Source organism: Rhizobium alarense, from assembly GCF_021555155.1.
GTDB classification, from domain to species: Bacteria; Pseudomonadota; Alphaproteobacteria; order Rhizobiales; family Rhizobiaceae; genus Rhizobium_D; species Rhizobium_D alarense.
In genome coordinates, this window is sequence record NZ_JAKGBU010000023.1 from 13601 (window position 1) to 31139 (window position 17539).

General features: G+C 65.4%; 18 protein-coding genes. 11 read left to right on the forward strand and 7 right to left on the reverse strand.

Going from position 1 to position 17539, the window contains the following annotated elements; genetic code table 11:
- The first annotated feature begins 10 nt into the window (after nt 1–10).
- The 7 genes from LXM94_RS09410 (at nt 11) to LXM94_RS09440 (ending at nt 5664) form a co-directional block, all read left to right on the forward strand.
- Nucleotides 11–754, forward strand: a complete 744-nt coding sequence (locus tag LXM94_RS09410; protein ID WP_235770949.1) for a response regulator — start codon at nt 11–13, stop codon at nt 752–754.
- A complete protein-coding gene (locus tag LXM94_RS09415; protein ID WP_235770950.1) occupies nt 748–2172 on the forward strand; it encodes a sensor histidine kinase in 1425 nt (474 codons plus the stop codon). The genes LXM94_RS09410 and LXM94_RS09415 overlap by 7 nt, the downstream gene beginning before the upstream one ends.
- Nucleotides 2173–2294: 122 nt before the next feature.
- On the forward strand, nt 2295–2858 hold the full coding sequence (locus LXM94_RS09420; protein WP_235770951.1) for a class I SAM-dependent methyltransferase: 564 nt from the start codon (nt 2295–2297) through the stop codon (nt 2856–2858).
- 48 nt (nt 2859–2906) lie between these two features.
- The gene (locus LXM94_RS09425) at nt 2907–3926 is read left to right on the forward strand and encodes a LacI family DNA-binding transcriptional regulator (protein ID WP_235770952.1); all 1020 of its coding nucleotides are present in this window, start codon (nt 2907–2909) and stop codon (nt 3924–3926) included.
- A gap of 86 nt (nt 3927–4012) precedes the next feature.
- Complete coding sequence (locus LXM94_RS09430; RefSeq protein WP_235770953.1) at nt 4013–4297, forward strand: hypothetical protein; 285 nt, start codon at nt 4013–4015, stop codon at nt 4295–4297.
- Nucleotides 4298–4322: 25 nt separating this feature from the next.
- Nucleotides 4323–5336, forward strand: a complete 1014-nt coding sequence (locus tag LXM94_RS09435; RefSeq protein WP_235770954.1) for a sterol desaturase family protein — start codon at nt 4323–4325, stop codon at nt 5334–5336.
- A 10-nt stretch (nt 5337–5346) separates the two neighbouring features.
- Nucleotides 5347–5664 carry a MocE family 2Fe-2S type ferredoxin gene (locus LXM94_RS09440; RefSeq protein WP_235770955.1) on the forward strand — a complete coding sequence of 106 codons (318 nt, stop codon included), beginning with the start codon at nt 5347–5349 and terminating at the stop codon, nt 5662–5664.
- Here LXM94_RS09440 and LXM94_RS09445 read toward each other — a convergent pair.
- The gene (locus LXM94_RS09445; RefSeq protein ID WP_235770956.1) at nt 5645–6286 is read right to left on the reverse strand and encodes a ThuA domain-containing protein; all 642 of its coding nucleotides are present in this window, start codon (nt 6284–6286) and stop codon (nt 5645–5647) included. The two genes, LXM94_RS09440 and LXM94_RS09445, sit on opposite strands and share 20 nt — an antisense overlap.
- Before the next feature lie 158 nt (nt 6287–6444).
- On the opposite strand from LXM94_RS09445, the gene LXM94_RS09450 reads away from it, so the two are divergent.
- The gene (locus tag LXM94_RS09450) at nt 6445–7809 is read left to right on the forward strand and encodes an amidase (RefSeq protein ID WP_235770957.1); all 1365 of its coding nucleotides are present in this window, start codon (nt 6445–6447) and stop codon (nt 7807–7809) included.
- Nucleotides 7810–7847: 38 nt separating this feature from the next.
- On the opposite strand, the gene LXM94_RS09455 is transcribed toward LXM94_RS09450, so the two are convergent.
- Complete coding sequence (locus tag LXM94_RS09455; RefSeq protein ID WP_235770959.1) at nt 7848–8456, reverse strand: alpha/beta hydrolase; 609 nt, start codon at nt 8454–8456, stop codon at nt 7848–7850.
- A gap of 137 nt (nt 8457–8593) precedes the next feature.
- Nucleotides 8594–9526: a VOC family protein gene (locus LXM94_RS09460; protein ID WP_235770961.1), complete on the reverse strand. Its 933-nt coding sequence runs from the start codon at nt 9524–9526 to the stop codon at nt 8594–8596.
- Nucleotides 9527–9649: 123 nt separating this feature from the next.
- Here LXM94_RS09460 and LXM94_RS09465 point away from each other — a divergent pair, with 123 nt between their 5' ends.
- Nucleotides 9650–10549 (forward strand): LysR family transcriptional regulator, encoded by a 900-nt coding sequence (locus tag LXM94_RS09465; RefSeq protein WP_235770962.1) that lies wholly within the window; start codon nt 9650–9652, stop codon nt 10547–10549.
- Between the two features lie 54 nt (nt 10550–10603).
- Here the strand turns inward: LXM94_RS09465 and LXM94_RS09470 are convergent, their stop codons facing one another.
- Complete coding sequence (locus tag LXM94_RS09470; RefSeq protein WP_235770963.1) at nt 10604–12850, reverse strand: heavy metal translocating P-type ATPase; 2247 nt, start codon at nt 12848–12850, stop codon at nt 10604–10606.
- Nucleotides 12851–12916: 66 nt separating this feature from the next.
- Here LXM94_RS09470 and LXM94_RS09475 point away from each other — a divergent pair, with 66 nt between their 5' ends.
- The gene (locus tag LXM94_RS09475) at nt 12917–13405 is read left to right on the forward strand and encodes a MerR family transcriptional regulator (RefSeq protein ID WP_329605597.1); all 489 of its coding nucleotides are present in this window, start codon (nt 12917–12919) and stop codon (nt 13403–13405) included.
- Between the two features lie 96 nt (nt 13406–13501).
- On the opposite strand, the gene LXM94_RS09480 is transcribed toward LXM94_RS09475, so the two are convergent.
- The 3 genes from LXM94_RS09480 to gcvA form a co-directional block, all read right to left on the reverse strand.
- A complete protein-coding gene (locus tag LXM94_RS09480; protein ID WP_235770964.1) occupies nt 13502–13924 on the reverse strand; it encodes a YciI family protein in 423 nt (140 codons plus the stop codon).
- A gap of 113 nt (nt 13925–14037) precedes the next feature.
- Nucleotides 14038–15210 carry an aminotransferase gene (locus tag LXM94_RS09485; RefSeq protein WP_235770965.1) on the reverse strand — a complete coding sequence of 391 codons (1173 nt, stop codon included), beginning with the start codon at nt 15208–15210 and terminating at the stop codon, nt 14038–14040.
- 23 nt (nt 15211–15233) lie between these two features.
- Nucleotides 15234–16250 (reverse strand): transcriptional regulator GcvA, encoded by a 1017-nt coding sequence (gcvA, locus tag LXM94_RS09490; protein WP_235770966.1) that lies wholly within the window; start codon nt 16248–16250, stop codon nt 15234–15236.
- A 175-nt stretch (nt 16251–16425) separates the two neighbouring features.
- On the opposite strand from gcvA, the gene speB reads away from it, so the two are divergent.
- A complete protein-coding gene (speB, locus tag LXM94_RS09495) occupies nt 16426–17484 on the forward strand; it encodes an agmatinase (RefSeq protein ID WP_235770967.1) in 1059 nt (352 codons plus the stop codon).
- Nucleotides 17485–17539: the final 55 nt, after the last annotated feature.

Sequence of the window (17539 nt, forward strand, 5' to 3'; positions counted from 1 at the left end):
AGCGCCAGCAATGACCTTGCAGACAAAGGCTCCGCCATTGATCGCGCAGCAGATTCTTCTCGTGGAGGACGATCACCAGATCGCCTCCATGGTGCTCGAACTGCTGTCCGAGCATGGCTACGACGGCCTTGCTGCCCAAAACGCAATCGACATGGACCGGGCGATCCGGGCGACGTCCTTCGATCTCATCATTCTCGATGCGATGCTGCCCGGCGAAGACGGCTTCAGCATCTGCCGCCGCCTGCGCGCCACTTCCGCAACGCCGATCCTGATGCTGACGGCACTCGGCGAGGATGTCGACCGTATTGTCGGGCTTGAACTGGGCGCGGACGACTATGTGACGAAGCCGTTCAACCCAAGAGAACTGGTCGCCCGCATCAAGGCCCTGCTCCGCCGGGCATCCTACGGACCGGCCCGAACCAACCGCAAGGACGTGCTGTTGTTTGCCGGCTGGCAGATCGATCCGATGCGCCGGCAGCTTCGTGACCCGGACGGCGTCCAGGTTTCCCTGACGACGGCCGAGTTCGACGTGCTGCTCGCCTTTTGTCGCAACCCCGGCGCCGTGCTGACCCGCGAGCAGTTGCTCGGGCTGACGCATGCGGGCCTGGCCGGCCCGGTGGAACGAAGCATCGACGTGCATGTGAGCCGCATTCGACAGAAAATCGAGATGAATGCGCGCGAACCTACCTTCATCAAGACGGTTCGTCTCGGGGGGTATATGTTCACCCCGGACGTCGAGTTCGTGCGATGCTGAGAGCGGGGCTCAAGTGGTGCTGCGAAGGCCCGATCCGGCGACAGCTCAAGCTGCTGGCCGTGCTGCCGGTGCTCCTCGTCGCGGTTCTGGCGACGGTCACCGAGCCGTTCTTTCCCGAAAAGGAAGACATGCCCTATGTGAGCGCGACGGCGATCAGGCTCGCTTTCGTTTCACAGCAGGTGCGAAACGCCGAAACGAAGGCTCAGGCCGACGCCGTTCTGGCGACGGCTGCGGCGAGCGGCCTTCCCTTTCGAAGGGTCTCCTGGCAGGCTGCGGTCGGGAATGCGGATGAGGCCTCGAAACACGATCTTCGCCAGAGGGTGCTGCGCAAGCTGCCCTCGGATATCGCGGCCTACGCTCCCGTCGCGGCAGACGGTGCCGACAATGCCTTGATCATTCGCCAGCAGGGTGACGAAGCTCTTGCCTTCACCCTGCCTCGGCGATCGCCTGACTCCTGGTTCAACAGCGAGCAGGCCCATATTGCAGGCAAGCTCTTTCTCTTCGTGACACCGCTTCTTCTCCTGTCCGTCTATGCGAGCCGGATGATTAGCCGCCCGCTGTCGTATTTTGCCGAAGCGGCGCAGACGCTCCGGCCCGACGACGGCCGCGACCGACCCTTTGCGGAGGAGGGCGCGCGCGAATTGTTTCTGCTGGCGCGTGCGCTCAACAACATGCATAGCCGCCTTCGCCGAATGATCGACGACCGCACGCGCATGCTGCGCGCCATCAGCCATGATCTCAGAACGCCCCTGACACGCTTGCGGTTGCGCGCCGAACGATCGCAGCAGCCGGAGCTGCGCACCGCGATGCTTGCGGATATCGGGTCGCTCGCGGAGATGATCGAAGATACGCTGCGCTATCTCAGCAACGACGCTGCCAGCGAGGTGCCGACGAAGGCGGATCTCCCGAGCCTGGTCGAAACGGTCTGCACCGATTTCTCGGATATCGGCCACCACGTTACCTACAGGGGACCGGAACGACTGGCCTATGCCTGCCGACCGCGGGCCCTCGCGCGGGCCGTCGCCAATCTTGTCGACAACGGAGCGAAATTCGGAAATCGTGTCGAGGTGTCGCTGCCGCGGGCCGCCGACGGATCGATCGTACTGACGGTGGCGGACGATGGGCCGGGAATCGCAGGCGAGCTTCACCAGCGGGTGCTCACCCCCTTCTTCAAGGTTGACGATGCCCGCAATGCCAACGGCCGAAGCGGCTTCGGGCTCGGTTTGTCGATTGTCGACGACATCGTCCGGGGACATGGCGGCACGCTGACCCTGACGAACCGACAGCCTTGCGGTCTGATCGCAGCGATCATCCTGCCGGCGGAGACCTTCAACGAAAACCCGCAGCCGATGCGCCGTGCAGCCCCCGACAGGGCGGGTGACGGCAGGACAAGCGGCGCGGCGGCGCCGGCCGAATGAGTGCGGCCGCGGGGCAGGTCGTCGGCTGCCAACATTTCTAAACAAGTCTTAAACCACCGAGCCTCGATCTCCGATTAAGACGTGGGGACCGGTCGCGAGCCGGATCACCGGAGATCACCGCAATGCCCGATGCCGTACCCTTCTTTTGCGCCTGGATGAGCGATCCGCTGCGCGTCGCGTCCGTGGTTCCCTCGAGCGTTGCCCTTGCCCGCGCGATGACGGCTGAAATTTCCAACCAGACAGGGCCCGTCATCGAGCTCGGACCGGGAACGGGCGTCTTTACCCGTGCGCTGCTCGCACGCGGCGTCCAGCAGCGCCAGCTCGTTCTCGTGGAACGGGGCAGGGACTTCGCGGACATGATGCGGATTCGCTTCCCCGAGGCGCGCGTGATCTGCGCGGATGCCGCGTCGCTGGCGCACCAGGACCTTGATCCGTTCGAGCGGCCCGGCGCGACGGTCAGCGGCCTGCCTCTGCTTTCCATGGCACCCGCGCAGGTGTTTGCGATCCTCGACGGCGCCTTTCGGCACATGCGGCCGGGCGGCGCCTTCTATCAGTTCACCTACGGTCCGCGGTGTCCTGTTTCGCGACGTATCCGGGACCTGCTCGACCTCGAGGCCGAAAGTCTGGGCTGGGTCTTCCGGAACTTTCCTCCGGCACAGGTCTATCGGCTGACACGGCGAACTTGACGGGTTTTGATCGTCGATTCTCGGCGTGGCTGCTGCTAGGTTCGACGAATGGATTCCAACGGACAGAAGCCGACTTTTCAGAACATCGCGCAGCTTGCCGGCGTCGGAACCGCGACGGTCGAGCGGGTGCTGAACGGACGTGGCGGCGTGCGGCCGGAGCTGGTTGAGAAGGTGCTTTCGGCGGCGCGCCAGCTCGACTACCCGCGACGGCTGCCGGAGCGCCACAGCGGTATCCTGCGCCTTGACGTCATTCTCGTCCGGCCCGAGACGACGTTCTTTGCCCGCCTGTCGGAGGCCTTCGGCCGAATTGCCGCCACACTCGATCCCGCGATCAAGCTGCATCGCACCTTCATGGACGAGCGTGATCCCGCCGCCATCGCGGCACGGATCGCCAGCCTGGAGCCCCGCCGCGCGGGCCTGATCGTCGCCGTGCCCGACCACGACGGCGTTCGGGCCGCACTGCGTACCGTTGCGGCGGCCAAGGTGCCGTTGGTCCAGATCGTCACGCGCTCGGAGGGCGTCGAGGCGGATTATGTCGGCATCGACAACTATGCCGCCGGACGCACGGCCGGCCTCTTCCTCTGTCGCATGCAGCCGCGATCCGGCCGGGTGGCCGCTCTATGCCACAGCGGGATCTATCAGGTTCACCGCGATCGCATTCGCGGCCTGTCGGACTATTTTGCCGAGCATCGGCCCGCGGGCCTGGAGCTTGCGGCCGTCCTTCTCGGGGGAGACGATGCGTTGCGCAGCACGGAGCTGCTTCGGCAGGCGCTCGAGTCCTGGCCCGATCTCGTCGGGCTCTACAATGCAGGAGGAGCGAACGCCGCGCTATCTTCGGTATTGCGCAAGCACCCCCGCGGGCAAAACATCTTTTTTGTCGGCCACGAACTGACGGAACGCAGCGCGGCGGCCCTTCGGGACGGCGTGATGTCCGTCGTTCTCGACCAGGCGCCGGAAGCCCAGGCCCGCCGGGCAGTCGACATGCTGCTTCATCGCCTCGGATTCCTGCAGGAGGCGCTGCCGAATGCCCCCATCCGGTTCGTCACGGTCACCTCCGAGAATCTCTGACAGTCTTGATCATATCTGATCAAGACTGTTGCAGCCTGGCGTGGGCGGCGAACTTATGATCCTCCTGAACTTTCGGGAGGACATCGATGACACACCGCATGACAGTCTACGGTCTGCAGAGCCGGAAGGGCGTGCGCCGGCGGCCAGCTACGCGTCTGCATTGCCGACGAGCTGCGGCGGCGATCGAGGCAGGGATAAACATGCCGTCCTGCGAGCCGGACCGGCATCTCGATCCCATTCGTGCGGCGGCACTTGCCGCCTTCCTGTCGGTCGGCCTGCCGCACGGCGGCACCTACCCGGAGCCACGGCGTCAGGTCGACATGGGCGACGATGCCTTCGATCGCCTCCTCGCTCTCGCATATTCCATCTGAACCCCGTCATCCGAAGGAAAGATCCATGGACGACCTGCGATATGGCAAGCGCAACAGGCGCGGCGACTGGGCGCCGGAGGGGCGCATCACGACGGCACCGGTCTTCACCCTGCCGCCGAAGCCGCTCGCCTTCCTCAAATGGCTGCCGCAGTATTTCCTCCCGTGGAACGTGCTTTTTGCAGCATCTGCCGTCGGCTACTGGCACGCCGTCGCACCGGCGCCCGACGTGATGGCGACGCTGCATTGGAGCTGGATCCTCAGGCTCTTCCTCGTCAATTGCGCCGCCGTCTTCCTATTCTACGGCGCCTTCGAACTGAGACTCTATATCCTGAGAACACAGGGCAACCGGTTCAAGTACAACGCTCGTTTTCCCTCCGACCAGAAGAACCCGGCCTTCCTGTTCAACAGCCAGAATGCCGACGGCATGATCCGCACCTTCTGCACCGCCGTGCCGATCTGGACCGCTTACGAGGTGGGGATCCTGCATGCCTATGCCAGCGGGCTCGTGCCCTGGCTCACTTTCGCAGACAATCCCTGGTACCTGTTCGGGCTTGCGCTCGTGCTACCGATCTTCCACGAGGCACACTTTTTCGCGATCCATCGCCTTATTCACTGGGCCCCGCTCTACCGCTGGATCCATTCGGTCCACCACAATTCGGTGAACCCGTCGCCGTGGTCGTCACTCTCCATGCATCCCGCCGAACAGTTCCTCTATTTTTCGACGGCGCTGCTGCACCTAGTTGTCCCGTCGAACCCGATCCTCGCGATCTACCAGCTTCATCTTGCCGGCTTCGGCGCGGTCGTCGGCCATATCGGTTTCGACAAGATCGAGGTTGGCCGGGAAACGGCGGTCGATAGCCACGCCTATACCCATTACCTGCACCACAAATATTTCGAGGTGAACTACGGCGACGGGCTGGTGCCGTTCGACCGGTGGTTCGGCACCTGGCACGACGGCACCGCCGACGGCGAGGCGCGTATGCAGGCCCGCTATGAGAAACGCAAGGCGCGCGCCAATGCCGCCGAAACCACGAAGTAGGGAGACGATCGTGAGCAACTGGATTTCCGCCTGCCGCCTCGATGACATCGAGCAGGAGGGCGCGCGGCGCTTCGATCATGGCGGGCGGACCTATGCGATCTACCGCTCGCCGGACGACGAGGTTTTCTGTACCGATGGCCTCTGCACGCATGAAGCCGTCCATCTCGCCGAGGGGCTCGTGATGGACTACGACATCGAATGTCCGAAGCATTCCGGCGTTTTCGACTACCGGACAGGCGAGGCGAAGCGACTGCCCGCCTGCCGGAACCTCAATACCTATACGGCCAGGGTCGAGGACGGCGCCGTCTTCATCGCGCTGCCCAGTTGAGGCCGCGCCGGAAGATCGTGCGCATCTCGGGCACGTCGAATTCTTTAGCGACGTGCCCGAGCGAGGAATAGAAGACGCGGCCGTGACCGTATCGCCGCTTCCAGACGACCGGCATGACGACGCCGTCGATCCACCAGGCATGCACGCCGGAAAAGGTCGTCGTCGCCAGGACCTCGTTCGAGGGGTCGACATGCATGTAGTATTGCTCGGACGTGTAGGGAAAATCGGCAATGCCCGCCATGATCGCATCGTCCGGCCGGGTCACGTTCACGGTATAGTCGATGATATCGCCCGGATGGGCGACCCATTGGCCGCCGATGATGAACTGGTAGTCCACGCTGTCGCGGAAGGCGTCGCCCGTTCCGCCGTGATAGCCGGCGAGGCCGACGCCGCTTTCGACCGCTGCCGCCAGATTCCTGGCTTCCTCACGCTCGATCTTCGACATGGTCATGATCGGCACGATCAGCGACAGATCATGGATCGCCGGGTCGGCAAAGGCGGTTGTGCTGCCGGCGAGCGCCACGTCGAAACCGTCTTGCCGCAACATGTCCCGAATGACGCCGGCACACCGTTCCGGCTCGTGTCCTTCCCAGCCACCCCAGACGATGAGGGCCTTCTTCATGTCCTGTCCTCCCTGTTCAAGGGCGCGAGCCTGCCGCCGAGCGGCGATTCTGACAAGGGGGGAGCGGGCGCTCTGCCGGCTGGGGTGTTGACGCTGCCGATGCGAAGCTGTTGAACGGTGCTTCCGCACGCGGCGGGAGAGAAGACCGGAGAGGATACATGGCGGCAACAGGTTCACGCTCGATCGCACAGCTTTCCGTCCTGCTGCAATCCGGTACCCTCGATCCCGTCGAGCTTGCGCAGGAGACATTCGATCGAATAGCAGGCTGGCCGGACCGGACGATCTTCATCGAGCTTCTGGAGGAGCGCGCCTCCGCCGAGGCGGAAGCCAGCCGGCGGCGCATCCGCGAGGGTCGCTCGCGCGGCTTGCTCGATGGTATCCCGGTGGCATGGAAAGATCTTTTCGATATTGAGGGCCTGCCGACCACGGCCGGGTCGCGCGTGCTCTGCGGCACGGCGCCGGCCGAACGCGACGCGGCAGTCGTTCGGGCGCTTTCGGCTGCGGGCATGGTGAGTGTCGGCCGGGTCAATATGAGCGAATTCGCCTTCTCCGGCCTCGGCATCAACCCGCACTACGGCACGCCGCGCAATCCGGTCTCTCCCCCGGGCGAGCATCGCATACCCGGCGGCTCCTCGTCCGGGTCCGGCGTTGCGGTGGCCGCCGGCCTCGTGCCCGTCGCGATCGGCACCGACACCGGCGGCTCCGTCCGCATCCCGGCCGCCTTCAACGGCATCGTCGGCTACAAGGCGACGCGCGGCCGCTATGCGATGGACGGCGTCTTCCCGCTGGCAACCAGCCTCGATTCCCTTGGCCCCCTCTGCCGCACCGTGCAGGATGCGATCTGGGCCGACGCCGCCATGCGCGGACTGCCCGCACCGACCGGTATCGAATGGCCGGCCCCGGATGACCTCTCCTTCGTCATTCCGGAAACGGTGTTCTTCGACGACGCCGAGGAGGGTGTCGTCGCGGCCTTCGAAGCGGCGGTGGAAAGGCTACGCGCGGGCGGAGCGAAGGTCCGGCGCGCCGCTTTCCCGGAATTCACGGAGATCTTCGACCTGATGGCGCGTCATGGCGCGCTGGTGACGGCAGAAGCCTACGTCTTGCACCGACACCGGCTCGGCGGGCCGGAAGCGGCACGGATGGATCAGCGCGTCGTCAAGCGGACGACGCTCGGCGGGAAAATCTCGCTGTCGGACTATGTGGAAACGCTTGCCGCACGCGACCGGCTGATCCGTTCGTTCGAAGGCAGGCTTGCAGCCGGAGAGCTTATCCTGAGCCCGACGCTTCCGCATGTGGCACCCAGGGTCGAACCGCTCGTCGAGGACGATGAACTGTTCTTCCGCATCAACGGCAGGACGCTGCGCAACACGTCGATCGGCAATTTCCTCGACTGGTGCGGCGTTTCGCTGCCCTGCGGAACAGGCGAGGCCGGCATGCCGGTCGGTCTTCTCGTCTCAAGCCCCCGCGGCAGCGACGAACGCACGCTCTCCGTCGCGCTTGCCGTCGAGGCGCTGCTCGGCTGAGGGGGCAGCCGGCGGCAGTTTGGCCGCCGGTGTGACGATCAGGATACGGTCAGGAAAGCGTTGAGCGCGGCGAGCTCCTCCGGCCGGATCTCGTGACCGCCACCGTGGAAGCTTGCCTCGACCTCGGCCTGCTGGCTCTCGAAATAGTCGACCAGCGCTTCCGTCAGGGGAAGCGGGCAGATCGGGTCGCGGCGCCCCGCCGTGACGAGCACGCGAACATGTTGAAGTCCGGCATTCGGCCGCGGCTTCCACGGTATGAGCGGATGCAGAAGCGCAATCCGGTCGAAGAGCCCCGGATGCAAGAAGGCGACGGAGGCGAGAATGTTTGCACCGTTCGAGTAACCGAGCGCGTAGACGGGACACCCCGGATTGGCTGTCCGATGGGCGGCGATGAAGGCCGCCATCTTCTCCGTGCGTGCGGCAAGATCCGGCATGTCATAGATGCCTTCCCCCGTTCGGCGGAAGAAGCGCAGGGCACCGTGCTCCGATACGTCGCCGCGCGGCGAGACGAGGCCGGCATCCGGCAGCATCTGCCGCACGAGTTCGGAAAACTGATGCTCGTCGCCGCCGGTGCCGTGAAAGGCGAAGACGAGAGGCGCACCGGGTGCCGGCGCCCTGACGAGGGCCTGATAGGATGTCGTGGTCATGGTCGTGTCTCCCAAGCGTGGTCTCCGCGACGGCGGATCGGATTTCTGGAACCGCGTAAAAAGCAGGACGGCATTTCCGTTGCTCGCGGCGACGGAAACGGGCGGATGCGGGCCGGTTGCGCCGGCCCGTCACCGCGTCAGTCCACAATCGGCTGCAGCAGACCGCTGATCTGGTCGCGGTAGGGCTCGTAGCGGGACGGCAGCTTCAGCGCCTCGCCGAGATGCGCCGAGTCCTCGTCACGGTCGAAACCCGGCTCGTTCGTGGCGATCTCGAACAATACGCCGCCGGGCGTGCGGAAATAGATCGCCCAGAAGTAGTCGCGATCGATCACCGGCGTCACCTGGTAACCGGTGTCCATCAACGCTTTGCGGACCTCGAGCTGGGCTGCGCGATCCTCGACGGCGAAGGCGATGTGGTGCACCGAGCCGGCGCCCTGCCGGGCAAAGTCCGCCTGCGGCACCGTTTCGATATCGATGACGGCGGCGCCGTTGCCGCCAGGGATGGCAAAGCGCTCCCATGCATCCTTGCTGTCCACCTGCTCATAGCCCATGAAGCCGAGAAGCTCGCGGGTTGCACCGGCATCCCGGAGCCTCAGGCTCGCGCCGTGAAAGCCCTTGATCGCCTCGTCGGTACCGACGCCGGCAGCTTCCCAGCCCTTGCGGACGTCGCCGTCGACTTCGATCAGGGAAAAGGCGTCACGGTCGGGGCCGGCGAAACGCAGGCGCTTTTCGCCGAACACCTCCGTCTCCGACAGACCACCGACCTTCAGTCCGGTCAGCCGGTCCTTCCAGAAGCCGAGCGTGCCCTTCTCGACCGCGAAATAGGTCTCGCCCACTTCGCCTGCGCCTGCGCGGCTGGCGGCGATATGTGGGAACGGAAAATAGGTCATGACCGAGCCGGGCGTGCCGGCTTCGTCGCCGTAATAGAGATGATAGACCTCCGGCGCATCGAAGTTCACGGTTTTCTTGACCCGGCGCAGGCCGAGCGTCTTCGTGAAGAAGTCGCTGTTTTCCTGGGCATTCGCGGCCATGGAGGTCACGTGATGCAGGCCCTTGATCTGCTTGAGCATGGTTCTCTCCGTTTCGTTTGCGTGCCGTGGCACGTAGGTTCTGGGAGAAGATGGGGCAAGCCAATCGCAAAATGAATAGCAATAATATTGACAATATTATTTCAATAATTGAAACAATATCGAATGAGCGACCTCAACGACATCCGCGTGTTCCTGGCCGTCGCCGAACAGCGAAGCTTCGTCGGCGCGGCCCGGCAGCTTGCCATGACGCCTCCAAGCGTCACGCGGGCCGTCGGCGCGCTGGAAGAGGAGCTTGGGGTACAGCTGCTGTTGCGGACCACCCGACAGGTGTCGTTGACGTCGGCGGGCGCGGTCTATGCCGCGCGTGTCCGGCCGCTGGTCGCCGAATTCGATGCCGTCGCGGAGACGGTGCGCGAGGAGCAGGGCGAGACCGCCGGCCTGCTGCGGATCAACGCACCGCTCTCGCTCGGCCAGCAGATCCTGGCCGACGTGCTGTCGGGCTTTCGCGTCGAATATCCCAATACCAGGGTTTCGCTCGCGCTGACGGACCGCTTCATCGATATCCTGTCGGAGACCTTCGACCTGGCGATCCGCATATCCGAACCGCCGCGCGACAAGTCGACGATCTGGCGCAAGATCTGCCCGGTGCGCCGCGTGCTCGTTGCGTCGCCTGGTTACCTTGCGGCCTTCGGCACACCGCGGGATCCCGACGACCTCGCGGCGCATGCCTGCGTGGCCTATGACGAAGAGGCGGTAGAGGAGACCTGGGAGCTGTCGCATGGCGGACGGACACGCAAGGTGCGGGCGGGCCGGATGATCGCCGCCAACAACGGCGAGCTGCTGGCGCGGCTCGCCGCGAACGGGGAAGGGATCGCCCTGCTGCCGCTCTTCATCGTCGAGGATGCCCTGAACAGCGGGACGCTGTCGCAGGTTCTTGCGGAGTGGTCGCCGCCGGAGCTCTGGCTGACCCTCTACTACCCGCCCTATGAAAAACTGCCGATGCGCGTCGCGAAGTTCTCCGATTTCTTCGAGTCCTACGTGACGCATATCCGGCCGCTGTGACGGGAGACGGCGCCGGGGCCGCCCGCCATCTCCCAATCCGGGGGCCTCGGCCGCTCAGCCCTTCGGCCGCGGCACGCGCAGCAGCCGCATCGCATTTGCCGTGACCAGCACCGTCGCACCGGTATCCGCGAAGACGGCGAGCCACAGGCCGGTCGAACCGATGATCGTCGTGACCAGGAAAACCGCCTTCAGGCCGAGTGCGATGGCGACGTTCTGCCGGATGTTGGCCATGGTCGCGCGGCCGAGCGCGATGGCCCGGGCGACGTCGCCGACGCGGTTGCCCATCAGCGCCGCATCGGCCGTCTCGAGCGCCAGGCCGGTTCCGGACCCCATGGCCATGCCGACGTCGGCCGCCGCAAGCGCGGCTGCATCGTTGATGCCGTCGCCGATCATGAGAGTGCGCCGCCCTTCCGCCTGCCTGCGGATCGCGTCAACCTTGTCGGCCGGAAGCAATCCGCCACGCACGTCGTCGATGCCGAGCGCCTGGCCGATGGCCGACGCCGTCGCCGGATTGTCGCCGGAGAGCAGCGCCGTGCGCACACCCATCGCCGTCAGCGCGGCGACGCCCTTCCGGGCATCCTCGCGCGGCTCGTCGCGAAGCGCGATCGCGCCGGCCGCCGCCCCGTCGACCATAACGACGGCCACCGTCTTTCCTTCCCGTTCGAATGCGGCGATCCTCTCGGAAAGGGCCGCATCGATCGGTCCTTCCTCCGCGGCAAAGCGCGGCGCACCGATGAAAGTCACCCTGCCTTGCGCGACGCCGGCCACCCCGCGGCCGGCGATGGCCCGGACGTCGGTTGCAACCGGCGGCCGGATGGCCTGCCGTGCAGCGGCCGCGACGATCGCCTCGGCGAGCGGGTGGCTCGAGCCAGCCTCGATCGCGGCCGCGAGCGCGAGCAGCCCGGGTGCGTCACCGTTTGCTGCATGAAGGTCCGTCACCAGCGGCTTGCCGCGCGTCAGCGTCCCGGTCTTGTCAAAGGCCACGAGCTCCGCCCTCGCCAGGTTTTCGAGCACGATGCCGCCCTTGACGAGGATGCCCGAACGGGCGGCCGCCGAGAGTGACGAGGCGATTGCCGCCGGCACGGAGATGACGAGGGCGCAGGGGCATCCGATCAGCAGCAGTGCGAGTGCGCGGTAGATCCAGGTCTGCCAGTCGCCAGCGGCGACGAGCGGCGGCAGCAGCGCGACGAGCACGGCGAGTGCGAAGATCAGCGGCGTGTAGACGCGGGAGAAGCCGTCGATGAAGCGTTCGGTCGGCGCCTTCGCATCCTGCGTCTCCTCGATGAGCCGCACGATACGGGCGATCGTGTTGTCCGCCGCGCCGTGGTCCGCCCGTACCTTGAGAGCCGCATCGATGACGACGGAGCCGGCAAAGACATTTTCCTCCGGTCCGCGCGAGACCGGCATGCTTTCGCCTGTGATTGCCGACTCGTCCAGGTGGCTGCGCCCCTCGACGATCACGCCGTCTGCGGCGACCCGGTCGCCGGGACGGGCGATCACCAGCATGCCGGGGCGGATCTCCGAGGCCCTGATCTCCCGCGTGCCGCCCATTTCCTCGACGATCGCCCGGTCCGGTACGAGGGAGCCGAGCGCCTGGATGCCGGCCCGGGCGCGCCCGGCGGCATAACCTTCCAGCACCTCGCCGGTCGCGAACAGGAAGACGACCACGGCCGCCTCCGCCGCCTCGCCGATCATCACCGCGCCGATCACCGCGAGCGTCATCAGCATTTCGATTGTGAAGGGCGCGCCCATCCGTGCAGCCGAGAGGGCGCGGCGGGCGATCGGCAGGGCGAGCAGCAGCGCGGCAACGGTGAAGAGCCCGTCGCCCGCCGCGGGCCAGAGGGTGCTGATCGCGAAGCCGCCGGCCGTCACGAGGGCGCCGGCAATCGCATGCAGCCCCTTCGGGGCCTGCCACCAGGGATCTGTCCCCCGCCTGACGGGGCTGTTGTCATCGGGTATCGGCTCTGCCGCATAGCCGAGCTTCCGAACTGCATCGGCAATACCCTCCAGGTTCGCCTTCCCGTCCTCAATCTTCACGGACATCAGTTCGCGGGCGACCGAGACGCGGACGTCCGACACGCCGGGAAGCCCGCCGATCGCGGTCTGGATCGTGTTGGCGCAGCTTGCGCAGTCCATGCCGGAAACATGGAAACGGCGGTAGCCGTCACCGGTCGCCTCCGGCATGTCGGGCGCCGCCACGGATGCGTGGCTGCAGGCCTCGCCATGATCGTGGGCGTCGTGATGGTGGTCGTGATCGGCTGCGTCATGTTCGTGGCCGCCGGCCGGAGCGGATCGTTCCATTGCAAATCTCCCTGATTTGCCCCACCTTAATTGCTCCAGCAACTAGAGGTTCAAGAGGTAAAATCGATGCGGAAAATGTTCGCGATCGGCAAGCTCGCGACCATGAGCGGCTGCAAGGTGGAAACGATCCGCTACTACGAATCGATCCGCCTCATGCCGGAACCGGAGCGCAACGGGGGAAACCAGCGCCGCTACGACGAGCGGCACTATCATCGCCTCGTCTTCATCCTGCATGCACGCGACCTTGGTCTCTCGATCGAGGCGATACGGCAGCTGGTCGAACTCTCGGCACACCCCGAAGCGCCCTGCGCCGACGCGGATGCGATCGCTGAACGGCATCTGCTCGACGTCAAGGCACGCATCAAACGGCTGAAGCTTCTGGAGGCGGAACTGGAGCGAACGCTCTCGGACTGCCGGCACGGCAGCATTGCCGAATGCAAGGTCATCGAGGCGCTCGCCGAGTGCGGCGCGTGCGAGAGGGGACACCGGCACACGCCGCATGCCGCATCGGACGATGGGGCGGCACGGAGCCGCAAGGTGGCGCCGGCCGCGTAGGCCGGCGGCAGCGGCGCGGGTGAATTGGCGCCAGAAGCGACATTCGCCGCGCCGCCTGAAGGATCGGCATGGCGATGCATGCCCCGGCGAAATCCGTCAGTTGCCCGCGGTCTTTTCCCGCACGCGGTCGTGGAGTTCCGCGACTTCCGGGGTCAGCACCTCGCCGAAATCCTCCATCTCGAAGATCGGGCGGATCTCGATCTCGCTCGGGCCGGGCATCGGGTTGGGGCAGCGCTTGACCCATTCGATCGCCTCGTCCATGTCCTTGACCTGCCAGATCCAGAAACCGGCAACCAGTTCCTTCGTCTCGGCAAAGGGACCGTCGATCACGAGGCGATTGACGCCATCGAACGCCACGCGCTTGCCGAGCGACGAAGGTTTCAAGCCTTCGCCGGCCTGCATAATGCCGGCGTTTACCAGTTCCTCGTTGTACTTGCCCATAGCTTCCAGCAGTTCAGTCGTCGGCATGGCGCCGGCCTCGCTGTCGGTGGTCGCCTTCACCATCACAATCACACGCATCGTCACGTCTCCTCTGATCATCTGCTCTGCGCGAAGGTCGTGGCCTTCCCGGTATTAAGACGCGACGCCCCTCCGCGCTCCGACATCTGCAGGAAAAAAATTGGCACTCGCCCTCAGGCGAGGTCGAAGCCGGACAATCGCGCCGGCAGCAGACCGATCGTCGCGGCGTCCGCATTGGCAAAGGCAAAGCGCAGGTAGCGCTCCTGGCCGGCGCCGAAATAGACGCCGGGCAGACAGAGGACGCCGGCTCGCTTGGCGAGCTGTTCGGCGACCTGCGACGAGGAAGCTGTCTCGAACGGATGTCGGACGAAGGCGAAATAGGCGCCGATCGCGCCGATCTGCCAGAGTGAGAGTTCCGCCATGGCCGCCTTCATCGCCAGCGCGCGCCGCGCGATCTCCCGCCTGTTCTCCGCCCGCCAGTCGGCGAGCAGCGGCAGGGCCCTGGCGACGGCCGCCTGGGCGGACCGCGGCGGGCATATCTGCAGGTTGTCCATGATCTTGGCAACCTGCTCGACGACCGCGCTGCCGGCCGTAATGGCGCCGAGGCGATGGCCGGGAATGCAGAAGGATTTCGAGAAGCTGTAAAGGCCGATCAGCGTTTCCTCCCAGCCGGCCCGACCGAAGAGATCGTGCGCGCAGGACATACCCTCAGGCAGGAAGTCGCGGTAGGTCTCGTCGAGGATCAGCCAGATGCCACGATCCCGGCAGAGGTCGAAGATCGTTCCGAGGAGGTCTGCAGGATAGATGGCGCCGGTCGGATTGTTCGGCGAGACGAGTGCCAGCGCCCGCACATCCGGCGTGATCGCGTCGGCGATCGACGCGACGTCCGGCAGGAAGCCGTTGTCGGGATCGCAGGCTGCGAAGCGGGTCTTCACCCCGAGCATCGCAAGCGTCGTCTCCTGGTTAAAGTAGTAGGGGTTCGTCATCAGCACGGAGTCGCCGGCCCCCGCAATGGCCATGGCCGCACAGATGAAGGCCTGGTTGCAGCCTGCTGTGACATGGATGTTGCCGGCACCGATCGCAGCACCGCAGATCTCGGAGACATGCGCTGCATAGGCTTCGCGCAGCACCGTCTCGCCTTCGATCGGGCCGTAGCCGGTATAGGTCGTCGATCCCGCGCATTCCGCAAGGAGGGCGAGCATGTCCGGGTGGGCGGGGTATCCCGGAACGGCCTGAGAGAGATCGATCATCGGACCGCTCCTGCCGTCATAGGACCGTCCCCAGGCGAAGACGGACGGAATCGGCGGGGCGGCGAGGGTTTCGACGAGCGGATTGAATGTCGGCATGGATCGGGTCCGGATAAGGCGCCTCAAGCGCGGGATCGAGGTTTCTGGATGGTCTTCGTCCGGCGGCCGGCCGGTGCGGAGACGGGGAGATAGCTGTCGGAACCTCGCGTACGGGCACGCAGCACCGTACGGGCGGAGACCTGCGGTTCCGGCAGGCTGTCAGCCTCCAGCGACGCGAACAGCCAGTCGATGAAGACCTTGACGATCGGTGCCGTTCGCAATGCCGGGCGGCACGCCACATAGAAGGCGTCGTTCGCCGGCACCGAGAGATCGAAGGGTACGATCAGCTCACCCCTGGCGATCAGGCTGCTTGCCGTGATCGTGTCGCCGAGCGCAATACCCTGGCCATGGAGCGCTGCCTCCGTCGACAGACGGGCGTCGCTCAGGAAGTGCTGCTGCCCGCGGCCGAGCTCGTTCGCGTCGGCCGCGGCAAGCCAGGTGTTCCATTCCCGCCCGTCGTCGCCGTGCAGCAACGTATGGTCGGAGAGGTCACGGACCGACCGCAGCGGGCGGCTGTTGACGAGCGTGGGGCTTGCAACCGGAAAGAGCCTGAGATGCGACCACAGCCGCGTCCAGCGGTCCGGCCAGTTGCCGTCGCCGTAGAGGATGCAGATGTCGACGTCTGGCGAGTGCAGATGTTCGGGATCGTTCGAGGCGATCAGCGTCAGCCGGATGCCGGGATACTGCTCGGTGAAGCGGTGGAGCCTCGGGATGATCCAGAAGGACAGCAGCGCCGGCACGCAGGTGATGGTGAGTTCGCCGCTTGTCGCCGGCCGTTTCATCATCTCGGTCGCCGAGGCGATCTCGCCGAAAGCCTGGGTGACGGCCGGCAGGAGCAGCGCGCCTTGCGAGGTCAGCTTCAGCCGCTTGCCGCCGCGCTCGAAGAGCGTGGTGCCGAGCGATTCCTCGAGTGCCTTGATCTGGTGGCTGATCGCGCCATGCGTCACGTTCAGCTCCCGCGCCGCCGCCGAGACCGAGCCACGACGAGCCGTCGCCTCGAAGGCGCGGAGCGGGTTGAGGGGAGGAAGTCGAGACGGCATGACGGCAATCTATATGTGAATTTTTCTCACAGCAAATGCTTTAACAATGTCAATTGATTTTCCATCCGATTTGTATTGAAATGATGAAAACAAGGGCAAAAGCCCGGGGGAACCAAAATTTGTGCGCCCAGCGCCATAGCCCCTGGCTGCCCGCATGCGCGGAGAGATGCAGCGAATGGCGATCGACGGAACGAAGCTCGAGGAACTGAGGGCAAAGTACGGCTCCGGCCACGGCGGTGATCTCTTTGATCCGGCTTTCCGCAAGGTCGCCGACAAGATCTTCTCGAAAAGCGGGACGCGCCTTGCGCCTTATGCCGGCGTCCCGACGTTTCTGACGGCGCCTTACATGCAGGTCGACGCGGCAGAGCCGGATTTCGGCAACTTGCAGGTCGCGATCACCGGCGTGCCGATGGATCTCGGCGTCACCAACCGCCCCGGCTCGCGCTTCGGGCCGCGGGCGCTGCGTTCGATCGAGCGGATCGGGCCCTACAATCACGTGCTCGGCTGCGCGCCCGTCCATGACCTCAGGGTCGCCGACATCGGCGACGTGCCGTTCCAGAGCCGCTACCGGCTGGAACTGAGTCACGACGATATCGAGAGGCGCTTCAGCCAGATCGTCGATGCCGGCGTCATCCCGCTTGCGGTCGGCGGCGATCATTCGATCACCCACCCGATCATGAAGGCGGTGGGCAAGAAGCGTCCTGTCGGCATGATTCATATCGACGCCCATTGCGACACGGGCGGCGCCTACGACCAGACCAAGTTCCACCACGGCGGTCCCTTCCGCAACGCGGTCCTCGACGGCGTGCTCGACCCGACCCGGACGATCCAGATCGGCATCCGTGGCTCGGCGGAATATCTCTGGGAGTTCTCCTACGAGTCCGGCATGACGGTGATCCATGCGGAAGAGGTGACGGGGATGGGCATGCCCGCGATCATCGAGAAGGCGAAGGCGATTGTCGGGGACGGCCCGACCTATCTTTCCTTCGATATCGACAGCCTCGACCCGAGCTTCGCACCCGGGACGGGGACGCCGGAGGTCGGCGGACTGACGACGCGCGAGGTGCTGGAACTGATCCGCGGCCTCAAGGGCGTCAATCTCGTCGGCGGCGACGTCGTCGAGGTGGCGCCGCAATATGACGCGACGACGAACACGGCCCATGCGGGCGCGCAGGTGCTCTTCGAGATTCTGAGTTTGATGGTCTTCAGCCCTTCTGTGGCTGCGACCGCCTGACGTAGAATGACATAAAAATGGGAACGAACCGGCGGGCGAAGACCGGCCGGCACAA